This window comes from Eudoraea algarum (genome assembly GCF_050589645.1).
GTDB lineage: Bacteria > Bacteroidota > Bacteroidia > Flavobacteriales > Flavobacteriaceae > JBNGOQ01.
On record NZ_JBNGOQ010000001.1, the window covers coordinates 1,202,633 to 1,226,770 of the forward strand.

At 47.5% G+C, this 24,138-nt stretch carries 19 protein-coding genes; 9 read left to right on the forward strand and 10 right to left on the reverse strand.

The annotated features are described in order from the left end of the window. The first annotated feature begins 120 nt into the window (after positions 1 to 120). From ACRD67_RS05605 to ACRD67_RS05640, 8 genes are all read left to right on the forward strand, one after another. Positions 121 to 1,473 (forward strand): Na(+)-translocating NADH-quinone reductase subunit A, encoded by a 1,353-nt coding sequence (locus ACRD67_RS05605; protein ID WP_430966056.1) that lies wholly within the window; start codon positions 121 to 123, stop codon positions 1,471 to 1,473. Positions 1,474 to 1,475: 2 nt separating this feature from the next. After that, entirely contained in the window at positions 1,476 to 2,729 is a 1,254-nt protein-coding gene (locus tag ACRD67_RS05610) for an NADH:ubiquinone reductase (Na(+)-transporting) subunit B (RefSeq protein WP_430966057.1), read from the forward strand. 2 nt (positions 2,730 to 2,731) lie between these two features. After that, on the forward strand, positions 2,732 to 3,484 hold the full coding sequence (locus ACRD67_RS05615; protein ID WP_430966058.1) for a Na(+)-translocating NADH-quinone reductase subunit C: 753 nt from the start codon (positions 2,732 to 2,734) through the stop codon (positions 3,482 to 3,484). A gap of 4 nt (positions 3,485 to 3,488) precedes the next feature. Next, entirely contained in the window at positions 3,489 to 4,136 is a 648-nt protein-coding gene (locus ACRD67_RS05620) for an NADH:ubiquinone reductase (Na(+)-transporting) subunit D (RefSeq protein WP_430966059.1), read from the forward strand. Positions 4,137 to 4,160: 24 nt separating this feature from the next. Further along, positions 4,161 to 4,907, forward strand: coding sequence for an NADH:ubiquinone reductase (Na(+)-transporting) subunit E (nqrE, locus tag ACRD67_RS05625; RefSeq protein WP_430966060.1), 747 nt, complete (start codon positions 4,161 to 4,163; stop codon positions 4,905 to 4,907). Between the two features lie 2 nt (positions 4,908 to 4,909). Continuing rightward, positions 4,910 to 6,217, forward strand: a complete 1,308-nt coding sequence (gene nqrF / locus ACRD67_RS05630; protein WP_430966061.1) for an NADH:ubiquinone reductase (Na(+)-transporting) subunit F — start codon at positions 4,910 to 4,912, stop codon at positions 6,215 to 6,217. 84 nt (positions 6,218 to 6,301) lie between these two features. Next, complete coding sequence (locus ACRD67_RS05635; protein ID WP_430966062.1) at positions 6,302 to 6,658, forward strand: DUF8840 domain-containing protein; 357 nt, start codon at positions 6,302 to 6,304, stop codon at positions 6,656 to 6,658. A 3-nt stretch (positions 6,659 to 6,661) separates the two neighbouring features. Beyond that, positions 6,662 to 7,669 carry an FAD:protein FMN transferase gene (locus ACRD67_RS05640; protein ID WP_430966063.1) on the forward strand — a complete coding sequence of 336 codons (1,008 nt, stop codon included), beginning with the start codon at positions 6,662 to 6,664 and terminating at the stop codon, positions 7,667 to 7,669. Here the strand turns inward: ACRD67_RS05640 and ACRD67_RS05645 are convergent, their stop codons facing one another. The 3 genes from ACRD67_RS05645 to gpmI all read right to left on the reverse strand — a co-directional run bounded on the left by ACRD67_RS05645 (position 7,670) and on the right by gpmI (position 10,871). Continuing rightward, on the reverse strand, positions 7,670 to 8,434 hold the full coding sequence (locus tag ACRD67_RS05645; protein ID WP_430966064.1) for a class I SAM-dependent methyltransferase: 765 nt from the start codon (positions 8,432 to 8,434) through the stop codon (positions 7,670 to 7,672). It lies immediately after the preceding gene. Positions 8,435 to 8,446: 12 nt separating this feature from the next. Further along, entirely contained in the window at positions 8,447 to 9,265 is an 819-nt protein-coding gene (map, locus tag ACRD67_RS05650) for a type I methionyl aminopeptidase (protein ID WP_430966065.1), read from the reverse strand. An 88-nt stretch (positions 9,266 to 9,353) separates the two neighbouring features. Beyond that, a complete protein-coding gene (gene gpmI / locus ACRD67_RS05655) occupies positions 9,354 to 10,871 on the reverse strand; it encodes a 2,3-bisphosphoglycerate-independent phosphoglycerate mutase (RefSeq protein ID WP_430966066.1) in 1,518 nt (505 codons plus the stop codon). 231 nt (positions 10,872 to 11,102) lie between these two features. Here gpmI and ACRD67_RS05660 point away from each other — a divergent pair, with 231 nt between their 5' ends. Next, positions 11,103 to 11,495 (forward strand): ankyrin repeat domain-containing protein, encoded by a 393-nt coding sequence (locus tag ACRD67_RS05660; protein ID WP_430966067.1) that lies wholly within the window; start codon positions 11,103 to 11,105, stop codon positions 11,493 to 11,495. A gap of 109 nt (positions 11,496 to 11,604) precedes the next feature. Here the strand turns inward: ACRD67_RS05660 and ACRD67_RS05665 are convergent, their stop codons facing one another. The 7 genes from ACRD67_RS05665 to ACRD67_RS05695 form a co-directional block, all read right to left on the reverse strand. Further along, a complete protein-coding gene (locus ACRD67_RS05665; protein ID WP_430966068.1) occupies positions 11,605 to 11,775 on the reverse strand; it encodes a DUF6747 family protein in 171 nt (56 codons plus the stop codon). A 128-nt stretch (positions 11,776 to 11,903) separates the two neighbouring features. Further along, on the reverse strand, positions 11,904 to 12,671 hold the full coding sequence (locus ACRD67_RS05670; protein WP_430966069.1) for a M48 family metalloprotease: 768 nt from the start codon (positions 12,669 to 12,671) through the stop codon (positions 11,904 to 11,906). Between the two features lie 41 nt (positions 12,672 to 12,712). Next, entirely contained in the window at positions 12,713 to 13,447 is a 735-nt protein-coding gene (locus tag ACRD67_RS05675) for a M15 family metallopeptidase (RefSeq protein ID WP_430966070.1), read from the reverse strand. Positions 13,448 to 13,607: 160 nt separating this feature from the next. Beyond that, positions 13,608 to 14,765: a T9SS type B sorting domain-containing protein gene (locus ACRD67_RS05680; protein ID WP_430966071.1), complete on the reverse strand. Its 1,158-nt coding sequence runs from the start codon at positions 14,763 to 14,765 to the stop codon at positions 13,608 to 13,610. A 3-nt stretch (positions 14,766 to 14,768) separates the two neighbouring features. Beyond that, positions 14,769 to 19,721 (reverse strand): beta strand repeat-containing protein, encoded by a 4,953-nt coding sequence (locus ACRD67_RS05685; RefSeq protein ID WP_430966072.1) that lies wholly within the window; start codon positions 19,719 to 19,721, stop codon positions 14,769 to 14,771. A 382-nt stretch (positions 19,722 to 20,103) separates the two neighbouring features. Beyond that, positions 20,104 to 21,255 (reverse strand): T9SS type B sorting domain-containing protein, encoded by a 1,152-nt coding sequence (locus ACRD67_RS05690; RefSeq protein ID WP_430966073.1) that lies wholly within the window; start codon positions 21,253 to 21,255, stop codon positions 20,104 to 20,106. A 3-nt stretch (positions 21,256 to 21,258) separates the two neighbouring features. Further along, complete coding sequence (locus tag ACRD67_RS05695; protein ID WP_430966074.1) at positions 21,259 to 23,862, reverse strand: beta strand repeat-containing protein; 2,604 nt, start codon at positions 23,860 to 23,862, stop codon at positions 21,259 to 21,261. Positions 23,863 to 24,138: the final 276 nt, after the last annotated feature.

Below are 24,138 nucleotides of genomic sequence, written 5' to 3' on the forward strand. Positions count from 1 at the left end.
AAAGTATACCCAAAAAATTTGTATCGATATAATCCCTATTTTTACAGGTGAATTATTATGAAAACTTCCGTTTTAGTACTAAATTTGCACGAAATTTTGTTAACCTAAGGTCTATCCAATATGTCTAAAGACATCCGAATCAAAAAAGGCTTAAACATTAACCTTGTCGGTGCCGCAGAAAAGACTACCTCCAAAGCCGTTTTAAGTAATGTTTATGCCATAAACCTTCTAGATTTTCATGGGATAACGCCAAAAATGCTGGTAAAACAGGGAGCTGAAATCAAAGCTGGCGAAGCACTTTTCTACAATAAAAATAGGGAGGATATGAGGTTCGTCTCACCGGTAAGCGGCGAACTGATCGAAATTGAACGGGGTGCCCGCAGAAAGATCCTTACCCTAAAAGTTTTGGCCGATAAATCCCAGGAACAGCATACCCACCAACCCCTCGATGCCGAACGGGCATCCTCCGAGGAATTGAAGGCCTTGTTATTAAAGGCAGGGTGCTGGCCTTTTATTAAGCAACGGCCCTACGATATTATAGCGGATCCCGACGCCGTACCCAAGGCAATATTCATTTCGGCCTATGGCACCGCGCCCTTGGCCGCAGATATGGATTACGTACTTCAAGGCAAGGAAGCCGAGCTTCAAGCGGCACTGACCGCCCTTGGGAAGTTTACGCCGGGCAAGGTACATGTTTCCGTAGGGAAAGCATCGAATTCACCACTTTCGGGCCTCAACGGTATAACATTGCATAAGGTATCCGGGCCACACCCTGCCGGTTTGGTAGGGACGCAGATCAATAAACTGGATCCCATCAACAAGGGCGAGGTGATCTGGACCGTAGCGCCTCAAGATTTAATCATCATTGGGGAGTTATTGCTTACCGGAAAGTTCAATCCAGAGCGTACCGTGGCCCTAGCCGGTTCCTCGGTAAAGGCACCCAAGTACTACACCACCAAAATCGGTACCGAGATTTCTACCTTCCTCTATGGAAGTGGGGTAAATGAGGAGAACATTCGCGTCATAAACGGGGATGTGCTTACCGGTTCCAAAAGCAGCCCGGATGGTTATTTAGGGTTCTACAACAATACGGTCACTGCCATTCCCGAAGGGGACGATTATGAGTTTTTTGGCTGGAACAAGCCTGTTTTCAACAAAATATCATCCACCAGGGCGTTGACCTTCTCTTGGATGCAGCCCAAAAAGAAATACAAGTTAACCACAAATACCAACGGGGAACATCGCGCATTTGTGGTCACCGGACGTTATGAAGAAGTCTTTCCCATGGATATCTATCCGCTACAGCTCTTAAAAGCCTGTATGGTAAAGGATTTGGACGAAATGGAACAATTGGGACTCTATGAAGTGGCGCCGGAAGATTTTTCATTGACGGAATTCATCTGCATTTCCAAACAGCCGCACCAGCAGATTATTAGGGACGGCTTGGATTTATTGTATAAAGAAATAGGATAACAATGGGTTTAAAGACTAAAATGCACCAATTAAAGGAAAGGTATAAGGGCAAGAAAATGGCCCCGGCTTTTAATGCCATCCATACTTTTCTGTACCTCCCCAACGAAACCACCCATTCCGGATCTCACGTACGGGCGGCTGACGATTTAAAGCGCACCATGAATACCGTGATCATGGCCTTGATTCCGTGTCTCTTGTTCGGGATTTTCAATACAGGCTACCAGCACTATGCCGCGGTGAACGATTTTCCGGCCGATTTTTCGATCATGGAACACTTCCTCACCTGGGACAATTTTTGGTTGGGTGCCCTTAAAGTAATCCCCTTGGTCATAGTTTCCTATGGGGTAGGCTTGGCCATTGAATTTCTCTTCGCCGTTATTAAGGGGCATGAGGTAGAGGAAGGGTATTTGGTAACCGGGATGCTTGTTCCGCTTATCGTACCTGTAGATATTCCCTTATGGATGTTGGCCGTTGCAATTGCCTTTGGTGTTGTAATCGGAAAGGAAGTGTTTGGCGGAACCGGGATGAACATTCTTAACCCGGCACTGACCATTAGGGCGTTCCTGTTCTTTGCGTATCCTACCTGGATGAGTGGGGACAAAGTGTGGGTGCACGAAGCGGTAAATCTGGCCGGTACTGCTGATGAGATTTCCGGGGAGACGGTTTTGGGCTATCTGGCCCAGAACAAAGACTTTGCCTATTCACTCTCGGACATGTTCTACGGATTTATTCCGGGGTCGGTAGGGGAGACCTCGGCCTTTTTGATCTTGTTGGGAGGGCTCTTCCTCATCTTTAGTAAAATAGCCAGTTGGCGTATTATGGTCAGTGCGGTCATAGGAGCCTTGGTTATGGCCTACATCTTCAATTTTGCGGTAGACCAGGCATGGATTGCCGAAACCAGCAAGTTTTATGGCTTAATGAGTTTGGAGGGGTGGAAACATCTCATTATAGGCGGTTTGGCCTTTGGTATTGTATATATGGCCACGGACCCCGTGACCGGGGCACAGACCAATCGGGGCAAATGGATTTATGGTTTCCTGATCGGATTTATTTCCATCATGATCCGTGCCTTTAATCCGGCCTATCCCGAGGGCGTATTTCTGGCCATCCTTCTTATGAACGTCTTTGCCCCCACCATCGATCACTATGTAGTAAGGGGAAATATCAAACGAAGAATGAAACGTCTTAAACAGGCCACCATCCATCCCAAAACAACAGATGGCAAGGCAGAGCAACTTAAAGCGGAAACAGTATAATTATGGCAATCAATACAGATAAGAACAGTTACACCGTGGCTTTTGCAGCCCTGATGGTAGTGGTTGTGGGATCTATTCTGGCCTATTTGGCCGCCAGTCTCAAGGACAAGATCAGTGAAAATGAACGTTTTGAAAAACAGCAGAACATCCTTTATGCCATGGGAGTCCATGAGAATGAGGATGAGGGAAGCGTGAATTTCATTCCTACCGATCGGGTGGAAGGCGAATTTTCAAAATACATTACGGAACAACTCGTAATCGAAGGGGACAAGATTACCCAGGATGATGAGGCTTATTTGATCGATCTTCAAAAACAAGAAACTCTTTCCAAAACGGGAGCTCCTCGAAAATTACCCGTTTTTATCGGGGATAAGGATGGAAAAAAATATTACATCCTGCCCATGCGAGGCAAGGGCCTCTGGGATGCCATTTGGGGCTTTGTGGCCCTGGACGAAAGTATGACGGTGCAAGGGGTATACTTTGACCATAAAGGGGAGACCCCGGGTTTGGGCGCCAATATAAAGCAGCGCTATTTTATGGATGATTTTATTGGGGAATCCATACTCAAGGGGAGTCAATATGCCGGCATCAAGGTGGCAAAAGGAAATAACGACCCAGTGAACAATATCAAGGACGACAATGAAGTGGATGCCCTTGCGGGTGCCACCATAACCGGTGATGGTCTTTCGGCCATGATCAGAAAAAGTTTACAACTCTACAGGCCTTATTTGGAAACTATAAAAACAAAAAGCTAGGACCATGGCATTACTCTCAAAAAAAGATGCGAATCTCATATTAGATCCCTTGGCCGATAACAATCCCATTACCATTCAGGTACTGGGCATCTGTTCCGCCTTGGCGATTACCGCAGAATTGAAAGCCTCTATTGTAATGGCCATATCCGTGGTCTTTGTACTAGGGGTGGGAAATGTGGTCATTTCCCTAATGCGGAATATTATTCCGTCCAAAATCCGGATTATTGTACAGCTCGTGGTCGTGGCCACTTTGGTAATCATCGTTGATCAGGTTTTAAAGGCCTTCGCCTATGAGCTGAGCAAGACCTTGGCGGTTTTCGTTGGACTGATTATTACCAACTGTATTATTATGGGGCGCTTTGAGGCTTTTGCACTGGGCAACGGGCCCTGGAAGTCCTTTCTGGACGGTATTGGGAACGCGCTGGGTTACGGGGTTATCCTGATTATTGTAGGGTTTTTTAGAGAGCTCTTTGGTTCGGGGACCCTCATGGGTTTCAAGGTCCTTGGAGATCCCGTTGAAAAAACAGGGCTCTATGCCACAGGTTACGAGAACAACGGTTTTATGATCATACCTCCAGCGGCCCTGATCGTAGTGGGGATTATTATCTGGGTACAACGCTCTAAGAACAGGGCCTTGATCGAAGAGAACTAAAATTGCGACTTTAAAAGAACTATTATGTTAGAGCATACCGAACTATTTTTTAAATCCATATTCATCGATAACATGGTATTTTCCGTGTTTTTGGGAATGTGTTCGTATTTGGCGGTTTCCAAAAAGGTGGCCACAGCGGTCGGACTGGGAGCGGCAGTTATCTTTGTATTGGCCGTGACCGTGCCTTTGAACTGGTTGTTGGATCAGTATCTGTTGCGCGATGGCGCGCTGGCTTGGCTGGGTCCGGAATACGCCGATTACAACCTTAGCTTTTTGTCCTTTATCCTCTTTATCGCCACCATTGCCACCATGGTGCAGTTGGTAGAGATCGTGGTGGAAAAGTTTTCTCCTGCCCTATATAATTCCCTGGGCATCTTCTTGCCACTGATTGCGGTGAACTGTGCCATTTTGGGAGGTTCGTTGTTTATGCAGGCCAGGGATATCCAGACCTTGGGATTGGCGTTCAACTACGGGGTAAGCTCTGGAATTGGTTGGTTCTTGGCCATTTTGGCCATTGCGGCCATCCGCGAGAAAATACGGTATTCCAATGTGCCCGCCCCTTTAAGAGGCCTGGGCATCACCTTTATCATCACCGGCCTAATGGGTATTGGTTTCCAAAGTTTTGGAGGTATGCTCACTGGAGGGGATGAAGCACCTGAGCCCGTGGAGAACACTACCGTTCAGAAAGTATTGGAAGAAGAAGAAAAAAAGAAGACAGAGAAGGAAATTGATGAAAAAGCAGTTTCCTATAACCACACTATAAAAGAGTAACTATGTTTTTAGCCGCAAGTACGGGAGGAACCATTCTTATTACGGTAGTCGCCTTTATGTTATTGTTATTGGCCCTGGTAGCACTGCTGCTTTTTACCAAGGAAAAATTATCGCCTTCGGGCCCTGTGACCATTACCATAAACGGGGAAAAAGAGGTAGAGGTAGCTTCTGGAAGCTCTTTGTTGTCCACACTGGGCAATCAGAAAATTTTTCTTCCTTCCGCATGTGGGGGAGGGGGTACCTGTATTCAATGCGAGTGCCACGTGCTCTCCGGAGGAGGAGAGGCCCTGCCAACGGAAACCCCCCATTTTTCCAAAAAGGAATTGAACCATGGGGCACGACTGGCCTGCCAGGTAAAGGTGAAGCAGGATATGGAGATTACCATTCCTGAGGAAGTTTTCGGTATCAAGAAATGGGAAGGCACAGTAGTTCGAAATTATAACGTTGCTTCCTTTATCAAGGAGTTTGTAGTGGAGATTCCAGAGGATATGAACTACAAAGCGGGCGGTTACATCCAAATTGAGATACCTCCCTGTGAGATAAAATACCAGGACATCGATATTACTGCCCATCCAGAGGAGCATGAGACACCCGATAAGTTCCAAACCGAGTGGGACAAGTTTGGGTTGTGGCCTTTGGTAATGAAAAACACAGAGACCGTAGAAAGGGCCTACTCTATGGCCTCCTTTCCCGCGGAGGGCAGGGAGATTATGTTAAATGTGAGGATTGCCACTCCGCCCTGGGATCGTTCTATAAACGGTTGGATGGATGTAAATCCAGGTGTGGCCTCTTCCTATATTTTTGCACAAAAGCCTGGGGACAAGGTCATCATTTCAGGTCCCTACGGAGAGTTCTTTATCAACGAATCGGAGGCAGAAATGCTCTATGTGGGCGGTGGTGCCGGAATGGCGCCTATGCGTTCGCATCTGTACCATCTGTTCAAGACCTTAAGAACAGGTCGTAAGGTGAGCTATTGGTATGGCGGTCGCTCCAAACGGGAACTTTTCTATTTGGAACATTTTTATGCGTTGGAAAGGGAATTCTCCAATTTTAAGTTCTATCTGGCCCTATCAGAGCCCTTGGAAGAGGACAACTGGAAGGTAAAGGAGAACCTGGACGCGCCTGGCGATGGTTTTGTAGGCTTCATCCACAATTGTGTTATAGATAACTACCTCAACGATCACGATTCGCCCGAGGATATCGAATTGTATTTTTGCGGTCCTCCCTTGATGAACAAGGCCGTTCAGAAAATGGGAGAGGATTTCGGAATCCCGGATGAGAACATCAGATTTGATGATTTTGGTGGGTAGACCGCTAAAATCCATGTAAAACATAAGAACTGTCTATTAAGTTTGCATCGGCTAGACTTTTAGACAGTTTTTTAATTAGGGATAATGAAAGCGTTAACGGAACAGGAACTCCACAATTTGGCCATGAACATTGTGGGCAGGCAATTGGAAGCGGAAGGTTATGAGTTCATGGGAGTGAATAGCACGCTCAAAAAAAATCCTCAGTTTGTATGTCTCAAGGAAAAGCTCCTGCATTTCATTGTGGTCCGTAATGTAAGCTATCCACAGGATCCCAAGCGGTATGATGCCGAACTCATGCAAAAGATCAAGGATCGCGCTCAAAAATTCGAGGCAAAAACCTATTATGCCGGTGTAGGTTTGGCGAATGCCGCCGATACCAAACTCCCGGTGTACTTAAATGAAGAGTATATTGTGGACTACGACGGACTTATTGAAATATAGCAAATGAGGAAGATCATACTTTTATCCCTTGCGCTAGCTATGGTACAGTGCAAGGAAGAAACGCCAAAACCCGTACGGAACGACTACAATGGAGCTGCTTTGGGAACGTCCTATCATATCATATTCTTTAGTTCGGCCGAGCAGCATATGCAAAAGGAAATAGATTCGGTCTTTACCGTAATTAACCAATCGCTTTCCACCTATATGCCCGATTCCGATATTTCTAGGATTAACAAAGGGGATTCTACCGTGGTCGTGGATGGTATGTTCCGTGATGTCTTTGAACTTTCCCAGACCGTGCACGGGGCCACCAATGGCTATTTTGACCCAACTGTGGGCACTTTGGTAAACGCTTGGGGCTTTGGCCCGGGAGAACAGCTATCGCTCGATAGCACCAAGGTAGATAGTCTGTTGGAGTACGTTGGCTTCCATAAGGTACGCTTAACCGATGAAAACACGGTCAGCAAAGTAAATCCAAATACCTATTTCGATTTTAACGCCATTGCCAAAGGATATGCCATAGACCGTTTGGCGCTGCTACTGGATCAAAAAGGCATTACCGATTATCTGATAGAAGTGGGCGGGGAAATTGTATCCCAAGGGACCAATGTTTTCAAGGAAAAGGAATGGGTCGTAGGGGTAGAGGACCCACTGGCAACAAGAGACAGGACCTCAAAGCTGCTACTGAGGTTAAAGGATCGGGCCTTGGCCTCCTCGGGCAATTATCGGAAGTTCAGGATAGACAGTGTAAGTGGGAAGAAATATGTACATACCATAGACCCTAAAACGGGTTATACCAAAAATTCCAATGTACTGGGCACCACCGTAATCGCCAATAGCTGTGCGGAAGCCGATGCCTATGCCACTGCCTTTATGGCCATGGACCTGGAGGATTCCATCAAATTATTGGTGCAGCAGGAGGCCTTGGACGCCTACATTATTTACTTAGATCAAAAAGGGGAGTTACAGGAATTTATGACCACCGGGTTCAAGGAATTGGTACTACCTTGATTATTTCCGGACCACAGGAATGATCTCACCTTTGGCAAGGCGGTATTTTTCGATTTCGGCATCGGAGAGCGCCGCCGTGTAATCTGCTTCTACTACCTTAAACCCGATACTTCTAAGTTTGTCAAAATAGTCCCTTCCGTAGATGCGCACATGATCATATTGCCCAAAAATTTTGGCGCGTTCTTTTCGGTCCGTCACCGAATCGTCCTGGAAGGTGGTCTTCCGTTTTAAATCCTGGGGAATTTGAAATATGCCCCAACCACCAGGTTTAAGTATGCGGAATAGTTCATGCATCGCTTTGGTATCGTCCGGAATATGTTCCAACACATGGTTGCACAATATGATATCAAAGGTGTGGTCCTGAAAGGGAAGGTTGCAGATATCGGCCTTTACATCCGCCAAGGGCGAATTTAAATCGGTCGTGGTGTAATCCAAGTGCTGCAATTTCCGAAAGCGTTTATAGAAAGCCTGTTCGGGAGCAAAATGAAGGACTTTGGCCGGAGCAGTAAAAAAATCGGTTTTGTTTTTTAGGTAGAGCCAAAGCAAGCGATGTCTTTCCAACGAAAGGGTAGAGGGAGACAGCACATTTTTCCTGGGATTTTCATAGCCGTAGGGGAGAAAACTTTTAAACTGTTTCTGGTCTATAGGATCGGTATACGTGCTGCCCCGCAAGGAAAGCGCCAGTATTGGCCTAGCTAAATAGCTGAGTTTTATAAGTAAGGGCCTGGGAAGGGTATTTAGGATATACTTAAAAAGCTTTTTCATTTAAATACAGGCCTACGCTACCGGTTTCTTTTGTCTAAACTCATCTTCTTCGGTACTCTTGATACCCAGAGCATCATAAATGTATTGAAAAGTGGATAAGAGCTCTGGTTGGCCGTTCACCAGGGCCACATCATGCTCAAAATGGGCACTTGGCTTATTGTCGGCGGTGAGGATGGTCCACCCGTCCCTCAATTGTTTTATACGATGGGTTCCCATATTGATCATAGGCTCTATGGCGACCACCATTCCCTCCATGAATTTTTTGCCCTTACCTCTTTTTCCGTAGTTGGGCATTTCCGGACTCTCATGGAGCTTTTTTCCCAAACCGTGCCCCACCAATTCCCGGACGACTCCATAACCGTGATTTTCACAGTGTTTTTGGATAGCGTAGCCAACATCGCCTACACGGTTGCCATGCCTAAATTCCCGGATACCGAGATAGAGCGATTCCTTAGTGACACGCAATAGCTTTTTAACCTCTTCATCCACTTCGCCCACCTCAAAAGTGTAGGCGTGATCTCCGTAGAATCCGTTTTTCAAGGCACCACAGTCTACAGAAATAATATCCCCTTCCCTTAACGGTTCGCCATTGGGAATGCCGTGGACCACTTGGGCATTGGGACTCATATTAAGGGTATTGGGAAAATCATACATGCCCAAAAAACCTGGTTCTGCCCCATGGTCGCGGATAAATTCTTCAGCCAATTTATCCAAATACAGCGCATTGACCCCCGGTTTGATTTCAGCGGCCAACATGCCCAAGGTTTTGGACACCACTAATGCACTTTCGCGCATCAATTCTATTTCTTCCGAAGTTTTGAGCTTTATCATAGGATGCAAAAGTAAAACAATACTTTAAAATATGGAAAACCACAACTAAAAGACGTTCATAAGAAGGGGGGCGCGAATGACCTTTTGCTTAGATCAAAGGTTTTTGGGTCATAAGGCCAGGCTGTGGAATACCCATCAATTTTAGAATGGTAGGTGCTATATCACCCAAAACCCCGTCCTTGATTTCATCTACTTCACCATCGACCAAGATCAGGGGAACCGGATTGGTGGTATGTGCCGTATTGGGCGTGCCATCCGGATTGATCATGGTGTCGCAATTGCCGTGATCGGCAATAACGATAGTGGTGTAACCATGTTCCAATCCTGTGTTGATTACTGCCTCCGCACAGCTATCGACCACTTCGCAGGCTTTGATCGCCGCATCCATATCTCCGGTATGCCCTACCATATCCGGGTTGGCAAAGTTTAGACAGACAAAATCGACCTTCCCCTTTTTTAATTCGGGAACTATGGCATCCCGTATTTCATAGGCGCTCATTTCGGGCTTTAGGTCGTAGGTGGCCACTTTTGGCGAAGGACATAATATGCGTTCTTCACCTTCAAAGGGCACCTCCCGCCCCCCGTTGAAAAAGAAGGTAACATGCGGATATTTTTCGGTCTCCGCAATTCGTATCTGTTTTTTTCCCGCTTTGGCCAACACTTCTCCGAGGGTTTCACGCAGATTTTCCTTGTCGTATACCACATGTACGCCGGTAAAAGAGTCGTCATAATTGGTCATGGTCACGTAGTAAAGGTCCAGTTTGTGCATGTTCTGTTCGTGAAAATCTTCCTGGCTCAACGCCTGAGTCAATTCACGACCGCGGTCTGTCCTAAAATTAAAAAAGATGACCACATCGCCCTGATCGATTTTTGCAAGCGGATTGCCCTCGGCGTCCGTGCCTACGATCGGCTTTATAAATTCATCGGTAATCCCTTGGTCATAGCTCTGCTGGATGGCCGAGGGTATATCCTGGGCAGCGGTGCCCTGGCTGTTCACCAAAAGGTCATAGGCAAGTTTAACGCGCTCCCATCGTTTGTCTCGGTCCATTGCATAATACCGGCCCACCACGGACGCAAGCCGAGTACTTTTATCCTCACAGAAAGCAGAAAGATCTTCCAGGAACGCTTTTCCACTTTTGGGGTCTACATCCCTTCCGTCGGTAAAGGCGTGGACGAACACCTTCTGCAGGCCATGGCTTTCGCTGGCCTCGATAAGTCCTTTGAGATGCTGTATATGGCTGTGCACCCCTCCGTCACTTACCAAACCTAGGAAATGTACGGCCTTGCCCGCTTCTTTGGCATGTAAAAAGGCTGCCTCAAGGACTGCTTCGTCCTTAAGTGTGTTCTCCTTCACGGCAAGGTTTATTTTGGCCAGGTCCTGATAGACTATTCTCCCGGCACCCAAATTCATATGACCCACTTCACTATTGCCCATTTGTCCCTCAGGCAATCCAACGTTCATGCCGTCGGTCAGTAGATTGGCGTCAGGATATTTGGTGTACAGGGAATCTATAAAAGGGGTATGGGCCTGAGCGATGGCCGAGATTTTGGGGTCCGGGGATTTTCCCCATCCGTCCAAAATCATAAGGATTACTTTCTTGTTCATGTCAACTGCTTTGTTCCAGGATCAAAAATAGAACGATCTATGGCGAATAGCTACTAGTGGCAATCAATTTTTGCATTTTTTGCAAGACCTTTGCAAAGTTGTTAAGGAATTCCCATAAAGAGACCCCGGTTGTTAAACTTACGTTATTAAAGTGTTAAAGAATGAAACAAAAATGGATAGAAGTAGTCTATTAGTATATAATTAAAACCTATATCATTAAAATCATTCATCATGAGAAAAACAATTTTAACCGTAGTCGCCGCTTTAATGTTGGTAGCTACCGGCGTTGCCGCCGAGAACAGTGCCGATGTTACTGATGTTACAGTAAACAACACAACCTTAAATGCCGATTTGAGTTCTTTTTGCAAGGCGATAGTAAAAGGGGATTTGGAAATGGTAAAGCGTATGATCGAACTTGGAGAGGATGTCAACAAAAAATCCTTGGGGATGACACCTGCCATTTTTGCTGCGCGTTACAACAAGGCAGAAATACTGGAAGTATTGATTGCTAATGGGGCCAATCTTAAAATTAAAAGCGACAAGGGGTATACCGCCAAGTACTATGCGGAACTTTCTAACGCTAAAGACGCATTAGCGGTTATTGAAGCCGCTATGAAAAGGTAGACAGAAGAGTTTGTTCATCAATTAAAAATCCCCGTCCTAGCAGGACGGGGATTTTGATTTTCACGTATTTACATCAAATAGTGTTCAAGTAAAAGAGTAAATAATACGATCAATAAAAATTGAATCCGGTAACGGCCCGATAAAAGAATGCATATAGGGCCATGGACAACATCAGAAAGCAGAAAAGCGAGTAAATCTTCAAAAGAATCACTACGAATTCCGGCTTGCAATTCCTGAATGCTTCCAGATAAAGGTTCTTAAAATGTACAAGTGTTCCCATTATAGTTTCATTTAAACCAATTATAAAATCATGCTATAAGGGTTAAATCTGAGGCGTTAAAAAGACTGGGAGTGGGTACAAATATAGTAAAATGCAGTCAAACAATGGGGATTTTAGGGAAATTAACGTTACACCTGCCCCTTGTATTTTTTAATGGCCTCCTTGATTTTTTGGATCCTATTCTCCGGATCTGGGTGGGTACTTTGAAATTCGGGAGCTCTATTGGGGCCTGCGGCGGCCTTTAGGATTTCCATGACCCGGATCATTTCCCGTGGCTCATAACCCGATTGGATCATAAACAGCACACCCAACTCATCGCTTTCCAATTCGTCGCCCCTGCCATTTTTTAAAAGCGTATTTTGTCCTATACTGCCTACAATGCTCCCTGCGTCCGCTCCAACGGAGGCACCCATGGAGACCGTTTTCCAAAAATTACTCTCTGCGATGCGCTCGGCAGAATGCCTACCGATCACATGACCGATCTCATGGCCCAGAACGCCTGCAAGCTGCGCCTCGTTCAATTGGGAGAAAAGTGCATAGGTAATGAATATTTGTCCTCCGGGCAAGGCGAAGGCGTTGATGGTCCTATCATCGGCAAGCAGGTGAAATTCGTAGCTGTAAGGGGTTTCCCTGGCAATACTGTTGTTCACCAATTTATCTCCCACCGCATCTACCAAGGCCTGCATCCGCTCATCGGGGTATAAACCGCCATGTTGTTGTGCCATTTCCGGTGCGCTTTGCAGCCCAATGGAAATTTCCTGTTCGGCAGACATATTAATGTTCTGTACCCTACCGGTATAGGGGTTTTCCTCTTTGTTATTGCAGCGTTGTACGAAGGCAAAGGCCACGATGGCCAAGCCTATGAATATCCGTACTTTCCAACTACCTCTTCGCATACTAAGGAGTGTTCAGGTGATTCCCCAAGGTACAAAAAGTGTTATAAAAGTTCCGGGTTTATGTCCAAAATATTGTCCCTGACGTAGGTTTTTAAGAATCCAGCCGTAAAATGCTCACTGCCGTAAAACTCCTCTTTTTGTAATAGCTGTAGGATGTTCTTTTTTCGAAATGCGGTGAGCATGGGAATGGAAAGTGGCGCATAACTGTAATGCCAGGGTTCGTATTTAAACCCCCTTCTTTTGGAATGATCGGTATAGACGAGATAGAAATCAAATTTCTTGGAATTTTCATCCATCCACTTCTTAAAATCGGCAAAAGGACCACCTTCGCGGAATTTTTCAGGGACCAGCACATCGCCCTCGGTTTTTCGATACCCATCAATAATATCGATATCCGTGCCCCAATGGTGGCGACTCGTACCGGGAATGGTCGAATATTCGATGATTTTATCAATGGCATCCAGTGGCTGCATGCCATCGTCTTCGGTAAATCTCAAGTATTTTCTTTCCCAAATGGCTTCCTGCCGATAAAAATCCCTAAAGCTCGATACAATTTTGATATCAATACCGTCGCTATAGGCCGCTTTTTTCATGGCAACGAAGGCCTCGTGGGCCTCCTTTCTCAAATTGATGTCCTTGCCATACAGGGGTATATCCTCCTTGCCCATGAGCTCCAAAATGGTGTATTCTGTCTCGGTAAACGAGATCAAACTGGGTGCCGTGGCCAAGGCGAGGCCCGAAATGCTACTTTTTTTGATGAAAGATCGTCTGTTCATACATCCGTTTTATGTTCGCAGTGCAAAAAAGGAACCCATGTAGGTTCAATTCAAAAACGCGGGCTAGGCAGTTCTATTGTGCATAGCGGGAAACGCTTGCGCATCCACAAGACTGTGCCCAATCCCAAAGTTACTAAGTATTTTACAACAGAAAAATACTTTACTGCGTAATGTACATGTACCCCTGATGTTTTTGACGTAGATCGTTCAGGGCAATGATATAAAAGTATATCCCAGCAGGTAGGCCGGCGTCCTTATCGATAACGCGACTCACATTGGCCCTACCATTGAATTCGTTGGTGTAGTTGTCCTTTTTGTACACTAAGACCCCATATCTGTTAAAGATTTGGAGGGAGTTGTTGGGCGAGTTTTCCAGGCCTTCAATGACCAGAAAATCGTTCTGCCCATCCCCATTGGGGGTTAAGAAATAGTTGCCCAGTTCTATTGTATCCAAGGTTTCCAGGATATCGTTATTGCCGCCAAGGGTAATGATTTCATAATCGTCGGGAACAAAGGTATCCGAGGTAATCGTCCCTGAGTTCATACTGCCTTGTACTGCGGTATTGCCAAGGTTTACCCAAAGCTGCTCGGTCTTGCTCCATCCAACCACTTTCAAATCGTCCAGGGTCTCTCCCAACACAATGATATCGCTTTGGTTGTCCCAGCTAAGGGTCACTGTAGCGGGTAGTTGTCCTTCCAGGCGCCAAAACTCCTGTGTGCTGACTCCCAAAACGTCTACGTCCCTAAGGTCGGTATCGAACCTCGTGGTAAAGGTAGATGGTGCATTTGGGTCCTCGAAGAAATAGGCACATTTGGCCAGGGCGTTTATAGCCGCGGATGTTAGGGTCAACGGGCGTAAGCGGTCATCGTCCCCAACCGGAAAGGTGAAACTTTCCCTGTTGCTTATGGCACCAAAACCGTCAATTTTCGTATTGTCGCCCTCCCCAACGTAAAAAGCATCGCCCAAGAAGTTGAGGTAAATATCGGTTTGATCCCGAGGGGTAATTACATTGCCGGAAATAAAACTTGCGTTGTTGGTGACTCCCATCGTCGTATCCAGGAAAAATCCGTCGTCTGTGGCTATTTCCGTGTCAAAGAATACAGGAGAAAACGCTCCTGAGAGGCTAATAGACCTGTTTTCGCCGTAAAAACCGACGAGTCCCAAATTTTGATCAAAGGTACCGTCGTTGATTACATCGGTATGGAAGCCCACCAAGGCCGTTCCATGCACCTGGATGTTCCCAAAATTGTGGATGGCATCCTGGGCTTGGAGGGCAAGACTCAAAAAGAGCAGGTATGGGAATAGGATTCTTTTCATCTTCTACCTCAATTTATTGATCATAATGCTAGATTCCCCGGAGCCGCTAAAATTAACCGCTGCCGAATTGGCTTCCCTAAAGGTGACTATGGTGATTACATCATTGGCATTCAACTGCAGGATCTCGTTGAGGTGCAGACTGGATTGGGTATGGCCATTGGCAAATCGGATGTAAGCCGAGGCTGCGTTCGCTCCGATTACTGTACCGTTTACCGCAATTCTTGAATTCACATTGGTCCTTTGATCCGTGTTTCCACCTACAGAGACCCCCTGTAAAGATAAATTAGCCCGAATGTCGTACCTGCCGGCTTCTTTTACAACAAGGGTGTTCCCAATTACCTCATAGAGGTTGGTGCCATCGTCCACATAATCCTGTGTGCCGAATATGGGTGCTACGGTATTATTGATGTTTAAGTCGGTGCTGGTATCCGTATTGGTCCAACGCCCACCAAAGTTGATTTTTAAATACGCACCACCATCGGAGCCCACGGAAATGGAATTGTTGGTGTCTGTGGAAACTACATTGGCTGTCTGACTGGCGGCATTTTCGTTGGTATAGGTAAGCTGTCCGGTAGTGGTATTCTGGGAGAGCGAGGTCACCGTTTCATCCACAGAACCTCCGCCATTGCTAAGGGAAATCGTGGTCCCACTTTTGGACAAGGTCTGTATTTCATTGCTGGTACTCGTATCCAAATCGGCCGGCACATCCGTCAGATCATTAAAGCTTCCACTAAAATCGTCGGTGGAGTCCGTATCCAGATTGGCGGGCACGTTGGTAAGGTCGTTGAAGTCGCCGCTAAAGTCGTCCGTGCTGTCGGTATCCAGATTGGCCGGTACGTTGGTGAGGTCGTTGAAGTCCCCGCTGAAATCATCCGTACTATCGGTATCCAGATTGGCGGGTACATTGGTAAGGTCGTTGAAGTCGCCGCTAAAGTCGTCCGTACTATCCGTGTCCAAGTTGACCGGTACATCGGTCAAGTCGTTAAAGCTTCCACTAAAATCATCCGTACTATCCGTATCCAAATCGGCCGGCACATCCGTCAGATCATTAAAGCTTCCACTAAAATCGTCGGTGGAGTCCGTATCCAGATTGGCGGGCACGTTGGTAAGGTCGTTGAAGTCGCCGCTAAAGTCGTCCGTGCTGTCGGTATCCAGATTGGCCGGTACGTTGGTGAGGTCGTTGAAGTCCCCGCTGAAATCATCCGTACTATCGGTATCCAGATTGGCGGGTACATTGGTAAGGTCGTTGAAGTCGCCGCTAAAGTCGTCCGTACTATCCGTGTCCAAGTTGACCGGTACATCGGTCAAGTCGTTAAAGCTTCCACTAAAATCATCCGTACTATCCGTGTCCAAGTTGGCGGGCACGTTGGTTAGGTCGTTGAAGTCGCCGCTAAAATCATCGGTGGAATCTGTATCCAGGTTGGCCGGTACGTTGGTGAGGTCGTTGAAATCACCGCTAAAGTCGTCCGTACTGTCGGTGTCCAGATTGGCGGGCACATTGGTGAGGTCGTTGAAGTCGCCGCTGAAATCATCCGTACTATCGGTATCCAAATTCACTGGGACATCCGTCAAATCGTTAAAGCTACCGCTAAAATCATCTGTGGAATCCGTATCCAGGTTGGCGGGTACGTCCGTCAGATCGTTAAAGCTTCCACTAAAATCGTCCGTACTGTCCGTATCCAGATTTGCAGGAACGTTTGTGAGGTCGTTGAAGTCGCCGCTAAAATCATCGGTACTGTCCGTATCCAGATTAGCAGGCACATTAGTAAGGTCGTTGAAGTCGCCGCTGAAATCGTCCGTACTATCCGTATCCAGATTGGCGGGCACGTTGGTAAGGTCATTAAAGTCCCCGCTAAAGTCGTCCGTACTGTCCGTATCCAAGTTGGCAGGTACATTGGTCAAATCGTTAAAGCTGCCGCTAAAATCATCTGTGGAATCCGTATCCAGGTTGGCGGGTACATCCGTCAGGTCATTAAAGCTTCCGCTAAAGTCGTCCGTACTATCCGTGTCCAAATTGGCCGGTACATTGGTCAAATCGTTGAAGTCGCCGCTGAAATCGTCCGTACTATCCGTATCCAGATTGGCGGGCACGTTGGTAAGGTCATTAAAGTCGCCACTGAAATCGTCGGTGGAGTCCGTGTCCAAGTTGGCCGGTACATTGGTAAGGTCGTTGAAATCCCCGCTAAAGTCATCGGTGCTGTCCGTGTCCAAGTTGACAGGTACATCCGTCAAATCGTTAAAGCTGCCGCTGAAATCGTCCGTACTGTCCGTATCCAAGTTGGCCGGTACATTGGTCAGGTCATTGAAATCCCCGCTAAAGTCGTCCGTGCTATCGGTGTCCAGATTTGCGGGTACATCCGTCAGGTCGTTAAAGCTACCGCTAAAATCATCGGTACTGTCCGTGTCCAGGTTGGCCGGTACATTGGTGAGGTCGTTGAAATCCCCGCTAAAGTCATCGGTGCTGTCCGTGTCCAAGTTGACAGGCACATCCGTCAAATCGTTAAAGCTGCCGCTGAAATCGTCCGTACTGTCCGTATCCAAGTTGGCTGGTACGTTGGTCAGGTCATTGAAATCCCCGCTAAAGTCGTCCGTGCTATCGGTGTCCAGATTTGCAGGTACATCAGTCAGGTCGTTAAAGCTACCGCTAAAGTCATCGGTGCTATCGGTATCGAGATTGGCCGGGATGTTGGTAATGTTTGCCCAATCAGGCGCAATGTCTGCATTGTTCACGGCGAACTCGGTTCCGGTAAGAGTGAGTCCGGTTCCTGCGGTATAGGTAGTATCGTCATCCCCATCGGCAAGTCCAGCAGGCACGTTGATAAGGTCATTAAAGTCGCCACTGAAATCGTCGGTGGAGTCCGTGTCCAAGTTGACAGGCACATTGGTGAGATCATTGAAGTCACCACTGAAGTCGTCCGTACTATCCGTGTCCAAATTGGCCGGTACATCGGTCAAGTCGTTAAAGCTTCCGCTAAAGTCGTCCGTGCTGTCCGTGTCCAGATTGGCCGGGATGTTGGTGATGTTTGCCCAATCAGGAGCGATGTCTGCATTGTTCACGGCGAACTCGGTTCCGGTAAGAGTGAGTCCGGTTCCTGCGGTATAGGTAGTATCGTTGTCCCCATCCGCAAGTCCAGCAGGTACATTGGTCAGGTCGTTGAAGTCCCCGCTAAAGTCATCGGTACTGTCCGTGTCCAAATTGGCAGGCACATTAGTAAGGTCGTTAAAGTCCCCGCTAAAATCATCGGTACTGTCGATATCCAGATTGGCAGGAACGTTGGTGAGGTCGTTGAAATCCCCGCTAAAGTCGTCCGTACTGTCGGTATCCAGGTTGGTGGGCACGTTGGTGAGGTCGTTGAAGTCCCCGCTAAAATCGTCCGTACTGTCGGTGTCCAAATTGACGGGCACGTTGGTGAGGTCGTTGAAGTCCCCGCTAAAATCGTCCGTACTGTCGGTGTCCAGGTTGGCGGGTACATTGGTCAAATCGTTGAAGTCGCCGCTAAAGTCGTCCGTACTGTCCGTATCCAAGTTGGCAGGTACATTGGTCAGGTCATTGAAATCCCCGCTAAAGTCATCGGTACTGTCCGTGTCCAAATTGGCAGGTACATTGGTCAGGTCGTTGAAGTCACCGCTAAAATCGTCGGTACTGTCCGTATCCAAATTGACGGGCACATCCGTAAGATCGTTGAAGCTACCGCTAAAGTCGTCGGTGGAGTCGGTATCCAGGTTGGCCGGTACGTTGGTCAGGTCATTGAAATCCCCGCTAAAATCGTCCGTACTGTCGGTGTCCAGGTTGGCGGGTACATTGGTCAAATCGTTGAAGTCCCCGCTAAAATCGTCGGTAGAATCGGTATCCAGATTCACTGGCACGTTGGTGAGGTCGTTGAAGTCGCCGCTAAAATCATCGGTGGAATCTGTATCCAGGTTGGCCGGCACATTGGTAAGGTCGTTGAAGTCGCCGCTAAAATCATCGGTGGAATCTGTATCCAAGTTGGCCGGTACATTGGTCAGGTCGTTGAAGTCCCCACTGAAATCGTCGGTGCTGTCCGTATCCAGGTTGGCCGGGATGTTGGTGATGTTTGCCCAATCAGGCGCAATGTCCGCATTGTTCACGGCGAACTCGGTCCCTATTAGGGTAAGTCCGGTTCCGGCTGTATATGTAGTATCGTTGTCCCCGTCGGCAAGTCCGGCAGGTACATTGGTCAAATCATTGAAGTCCCCGCTAAAATCGTCCGTACTGTCGGTGTCCAAGTTGGCGGGCACGTTGGTCAGGTCGTTGAAGTCGCCGCTAAAGTCGTCCGAAACATCGGTATCATAGCCATTCAGGTCGATTGTCGTGGCATCGGGATCATTGGTCAAGGAAATGACCCCTGCGTTGAACTGTAAGTCCTGAATTTCATTTTGGTCGTCCGCATCACCATCGTCTACGTTTATGAGGAGGGAGTTTCCATTGGATATCCCAACATTACCCGGACTTCCGTCCGTATTAAGGGTCTGGTTGTCTGTATTGCCAGCAGAAATGGTGGTTTGGGTTCCGGCTTCATTGGTATAGGTGTACGTACCATCCAAATTGTCGGTCAAGGTAGTCAGCGTTTCCGGGGCGCCATTAAAAGTAATGCTATTGCCTGCACCGTCGTTTAAGGTAAAGGTACCGTCGCCGTTGTCGGCAAAGGAAAAGCCGCCTGGCCCTGAAGTATTGCATAGGTTGGTCCACTGGGACCCATTGTAGTAGTGTACGCATTGCGTGTCCGTATTGTATACCAGGGCACCCTGGAGCGGAGCCATGGTCAGCATCTGTACGTTGGTGAGTCGGGTGAGTACCAAGGCCTTGTTGGTACTTTCCAGTTCAATGATGGAGGCCGCATCAATACTGTTGGGATTGTTCCCGATCTTAACCTGTGCCGTGGCAAAGTTTAGGCCTGTAAAAAACAGCAACCATAGTAATTTTTTAGCATTCATGTCCTTATAGATTTGAGGGTAAGGCGTAATCGGGAATAAAAATAGACCATACTTGGGGCGGTTTGATCAAATTGTTGTGTAACGCTGTTGGACTGTTGTGAAATTAAACCTTCACCAAGGAAATCCTATTAATAGTACCATTTAACGACTTTTGGGTTAGCAATTCTTTTAGGGCAAACTACTGAAATAACGTGCCGATTAACAATCTTTGTTGTGAATTTGTAGGAAAAGTATGTAAAAAGATAAAATAACAACTTCTCCACTAAGATACCTACGGACTTTTGGGGTCAAAAAGATGATTTCATCGGTGTTTTTAGACACTTCATCCGGTTTTTGCGATGAAGTACGCTAGCCTGTACCCACAAAGAATGTTGAGTTGTGTTTAGCGATCTAGATACAGGAAGCCCTGAAATTCAAGATCCAGGTCGTCCATAAAGATCAAGTAGAAATATACGCCTTCTGGCAGGCCGGCATCCCGATTGATAACCAGGTTGTCCATATTGGAGGTGCCATCAAATTCGTTGGAATAATTGATCATGTCAAAGACCTGCAGGCCGTTTCGGTCAAAGATTTTTAAACTGTTGTTGGGCGAAAGGTCAATGAGTTCCTGGATGACCAACACATCGTTTACCCCGTCTCCGTTTGGGGTAAGCAGGTAATTGTCTAGGGTGAGGATCTCGGTGGGTACGGCCACGGTGCCAAAGGTGATGATGTCGTACTCCTCCGGGGTAAAGGGTTCCGAGGTCACAAAACCCAGGTCGAGGTCGCCCCCAATAGCGATGTTGCCCAGTTCTAACCATCTGCGGGCCGATTTGTTCCAACCCACAATAATGACATTGAGCACATCATCGGCTACGGCAGGCAGGTTACTACGGGTATTCCAACTCAGGGTAACTGTGGAAGGCACGCTGCCCTCCAGGCGCCAAAACTCGAACGTACTAATGTTCCCAATGTCCCGTATCTTTCTGGTGGTATCAAAAATTTCTGGGAAGGCCGAGGGGTTGTTGGGATCTTCAAAGAAATAGGCACATTTGGCAAAGGCGTTCACGCTTTCCGAATTTAAGATCAAGGGGCGCAATTGTTGCGCATCGCCTACCGGAAAGGAAAAGGTTTGTTTGTTCGTAAGGGCGGCAAAACCGTCCACTTTGGTATTATCGGCCGCTCCCGTGGCAAAGGCATCCTGGAAAAAATTGAAATAGACATCCATTTGATCCTTGGGGGAGATAAAATCGCCCACCACAAAATTGGCGTTGTTGGTAACGCTAAGGCCGGTGCTGAGCAAGACCCCGTTGGGGTTAACGATCTCGGTATCAAAAAAGACAGGCATAAAGGCCCCGGAAACATTTAGGGTAGTGCTGCCATAAAAGCCGGCCAGACCTGCATTTTGATCAAAAGAGGCATTGTTGATCAGGTCGGTGTGAAAACCGAGCTGCCCGTTGGGATGGATCCGGATATTCCCTGCATTGTACAGCGCCGTTTGGGCCTGTAGGGAACCGACCAGAAGGAAGAATGTTATGTAGAGTTGTTTTTTCATCGATTAAAAATCCAGTACCGTGTAATGCCAAACTGCAGCTACCAAAGTATCCGTGGCATTATCTCTTATTTCAACTGAAAATGAACCTGCGGCTTGTGTGGTAAGATAAATTCTATTGTCCCCTTGAACACTTAGTTGTACAATGTAATTGGCATTTGCTCGGGGGGCATCCAAGGTAACGGTATAAACACCAGCAACAGCTCCGGAAACTGTTCCGCCAGTTTCTCTCAAGGTTGTACTACCATTTGCTTTGCCCATGGCGACAACTTGGTTAGTTACCGACAAATCATAATCGTTACCAGTAGGAGTAAGGCTAATTGAATTATCTGCCGAAGTAAGTGTTTGTATTTCATTGCTCGCATTGGCATCTGCATCGTTGAGGGAAGGCACATCCACGGTCAGGTTCGGATAGGTCCCTCCAATAGTGACATTGCCGCTCCCTCCGTCGGCCAAGGACACGATCTGGTCAGGGGCCGCATTGACCACCTCGAAATCCTGGGCCACTTGGTTCACGGTTATCCCAGTCCCGGCGGATACAGTCTGGTTTTCGTTCAACGGGTCACTGTCGGCATCGTTGAGGGAAGGCACATCCACGGTCAGGTTCGGATAGGTCCCTCCAATCGTGACATTACCGCTCCCTCCGTCGGCCAAGGACACGATCTGGTCAGGGGCCGTATTGACCACCTCGAAATCCTGGGCCACTTGGTTCACGGTTATCCCAGTCCCGGCGGATACGGTCTGGTTTTCGTTCAACGGGTCACTGTCGGCATCGTTGAGGGAAGGCACATCCACGGTCAGGTTCGGATAGGTGCCCCCTATGGTGACATTGCCGCTCCCCCCATCGGCGAGGGACACGATCTGGTCAGGCGCCGCATTGACCACCTCGAAATCCTGGGCCACTTGGTTCACGGTTATCCCAGTCCCGGCGGATACGGTCTGGTTTTCGTTTAAAGGATCATCATCCGGATCATCGTAAAAAGCTCCGCCATCATTTAAACTGGCGATAATAGAGTTTCCTGCATCTGCGCTTACAATAGATCCTCCCACACCGCTGACGGCATTATCCACATAGATTTTTGTAGCCGCATCCTGATTTAAGGTGGGATTGAGGAGGTCGTTGATTTGGAAATTACCCATGGAAATATTGGCCGTAGCAGCGCCAAATCCGCTCAAGGGAATATTGGCCTTATCCAGTTTGGCATTGGTCACGTTGCCATCCAATATTTTTACCGTGGTCACAGCGTCGTTGGCAATGGTAAGCGTAACATCGTTGAAGGTAGCGCCCGTTCCTCCAGTTACCGTAATATCGGTGGAAGTAATGTCTCCATCACCTGTAATTGTTGTAGGATCAACTTCCAGGGCCCCCGCAGCATTTTGAATAAGCCCAGTGCCGGCAACATCCACATTTATTTTTGCAGCGGTCACAGCATCATCGGCAATTTTGGGTTCTGTGATTCCATCATCCTTCACCTGAAAGCCGTTGCCGGGATCCAATTCAATGGTCACATCATCCACCAAAAGAGCGGGATCTGCCCAGAAGGGGTCGCCGGCAGCATCGGTAATCAAGAGCCTATCGGCATCCGCAGCTCCCGCCGTGCCTATTTTGGCAACTGTTACCGCATCATCCGCGATATCGGCGGTCTGCACTTGTCCGTCCGTAATATTTTCCGTGTTTATGGCATTGTCCGCTACCTTATCATTGGTAATCCCATCGGGGGCCACATTGATGTCCACATTGATAAGCGTGGCACCCGCACCGTTAAGCACGTCTATGGAGCCATCACTTCCTGTAAGATCTTGTCCCGTGATACTACTGAAATCCAGGGTACCCCATTCCACACCGGTCCCTGCAGCATTGGTTCGCAGTACCTGACTGAAGCCACCGGGGGCCATATCGATCGGTTGTATGCTGGAGTTGATGATCTCTGGCGAGCCCACTACATTGTCCGCAATTTTTCCGGGACCCACGGCATCGTCCTGCAATTGGGTAGAGGTAATGGAACCGGGCTGTATATCCAAGGTACCATTCACCGTGCCGTTCACGATATTTTCCCCCGTAATCTGACTTACCTCAAAATTGAAATTGTTGCCCGTCTGCTCAATGCTAATCGTCTCGATCGCGTTGAGCACCGCATTGGTACTAAAAGTCTGCGTATTGATATCGTCCAGGGCCGTGCGCACCGTATTGTTATCGCTATCGGTAAGCACCAGGCTGTCGTTCACAATGGCCAGGCTTGCGTTGGTGGTATTGATAATGTCCGTGGTGGCACCGTCCGAATCGGTAAAGGTGTAGGTGTTGTCGCCATTATCCACCAAACTGATATTGGAAACTGTACAAAGATTCAACCATTGGACGCCGTCATAGAAATGTACGCATTGGGTATCCGTGTTGTAGACCATGGCACCGCGCAAGGGGGTAATGCCGTTCATTTGTGCATCCGTGACCCGGGTGATAACCAGCACTCGGGAACCGCTTTCCAGTTCCAGTACGGAGGCGGCATCGATATTTTGTGGATTGTCGCCAATTTTTATTTGACCGTGAAGCGCCGTGCCCACTACAAGGGCCAGGAGTAGGAAGATACGATTGATTCGTTTAGGGAGTCGCATAGCGGGAGCATTTAATCTTCTGTTAATATCCAAAAATAAAACTATTGGGACAGAAATCTAACTTTAACCTCCCAAATGCATTTTCTTGCGGTAAAGGGTTCGATTGATCGATGAAAAGTGTTAAAGGGAGAGGCGTTTTTGCCCTCCCTCCGTTTTGGCAAGCCTGTACCCGCAATTTGGCCAAATTAACAAAAGTTTAAAGGTCCCAAATTTTTTTATGACTCCAACTTGGGTTTTCTTTATCCTGGGAATATTCCTAAGAGGGTCGTTCGTTTT

Bases quoted from the DNA above. Each gene is read 5' to 3' on its own strand.
- ACRD67_RS05605 (WP_430966056.1), top strand. From the start codon at position 121: ATGTCTAAAGACATCCGAATCAAAAAAGGCTTAAACATTAACCTTGTC.
- ACRD67_RS05610 (WP_430966057.1), top strand. From the start codon at position 1,476: ATGGGTTTAAAGACTAAAATGCACCAATTAAAGGAAAGGTATAAGGGC.
- ACRD67_RS05615 (WP_430966058.1), top strand. From the start codon at position 2,732: ATGGCAATCAATACAGATAAGAACAGTTACACCGTGGCTTTTGCAGCC.
- ACRD67_RS05620 (WP_430966059.1), top strand. From the start codon at position 3,489: ATGGCATTACTCTCAAAAAAAGATGCGAATCTCATATTAGATCCCTTG.
- nqrE (WP_430966060.1), top strand. From the start codon at position 4,161: ATGTTAGAGCATACCGAACTATTTTTTAAATCCATATTCATCGATAAC.
- nqrF (WP_430966061.1), top strand. From the start codon at position 4,910: ATGTTTTTAGCCGCAAGTACGGGAGGAACCATTCTTATTACGGTAGTC.
- ACRD67_RS05635 (WP_430966062.1), top strand. From the start codon at position 6,302: ATGAAAGCGTTAACGGAACAGGAACTCCACAATTTGGCCATGAACATT.
- ACRD67_RS05640 (WP_430966063.1), top strand. From the start codon at position 6,662: ATGAGGAAGATCATACTTTTATCCCTTGCGCTAGCTATGGTACAGTGC.
- ACRD67_RS05645 (WP_430966064.1), bottom strand. From the start codon at position 8,434: ATGAAAAAGCTTTTTAAGTATATCCTAAATACCCTTCCCAGGCCCTTA.
- map (WP_430966065.1), bottom strand. From the start codon at position 9,265: ATGATAAAGCTCAAAACTTCGGAAGAAATAGAATTGATGCGCGAAAGT.
- gpmI (WP_430966066.1), bottom strand. From the start codon at position 10,871: ATGAACAAGAAAGTAATCCTTATGATTTTGGACGGATGGGGAAAATCC.
- ACRD67_RS05660 (WP_430966067.1), top strand. From the start codon at position 11,103: ATGAGAAAAACAATTTTAACCGTAGTCGCCGCTTTAATGTTGGTAGCT.
- ACRD67_RS05665 (WP_430966068.1), bottom strand. From the start codon at position 11,775: ATGGGAACACTTGTACATTTTAAGAACCTTTATCTGGAAGCATTCAGG.
- ACRD67_RS05670 (WP_430966069.1), bottom strand. From the start codon at position 12,671: ATGCGAAGAGGTAGTTGGAAAGTACGGATATTCATAGGCTTGGCCATC.
- ACRD67_RS05675 (WP_430966070.1), bottom strand. From the start codon at position 13,447: ATGAACAGACGATCTTTCATCAAAAAAAGTAGCATTTCGGGCCTCGCC.
- ACRD67_RS05680 (WP_430966071.1), bottom strand. From the start codon at position 14,765: ATGAAAAGAATCCTATTCCCATACCTGCTCTTTTTGAGTCTTGCCCTC.
- ACRD67_RS05685 (WP_430966072.1), bottom strand. From the start codon at position 19,721: ATGAATGCTAAAAAATTACTATGGTTGCTGTTTTTTACAGGCCTAAAC.
- ACRD67_RS05690 (WP_430966073.1), bottom strand. From the start codon at position 21,255: ATGAAAAAACAACTCTACATAACATTCTTCCTTCTGGTCGGTTCCCTA.
- ACRD67_RS05695 (WP_430966074.1), bottom strand. From the start codon at position 23,862: ATGCGACTCCCTAAACGAATCAATCGTATCTTCCTACTCCTGGCCCTT.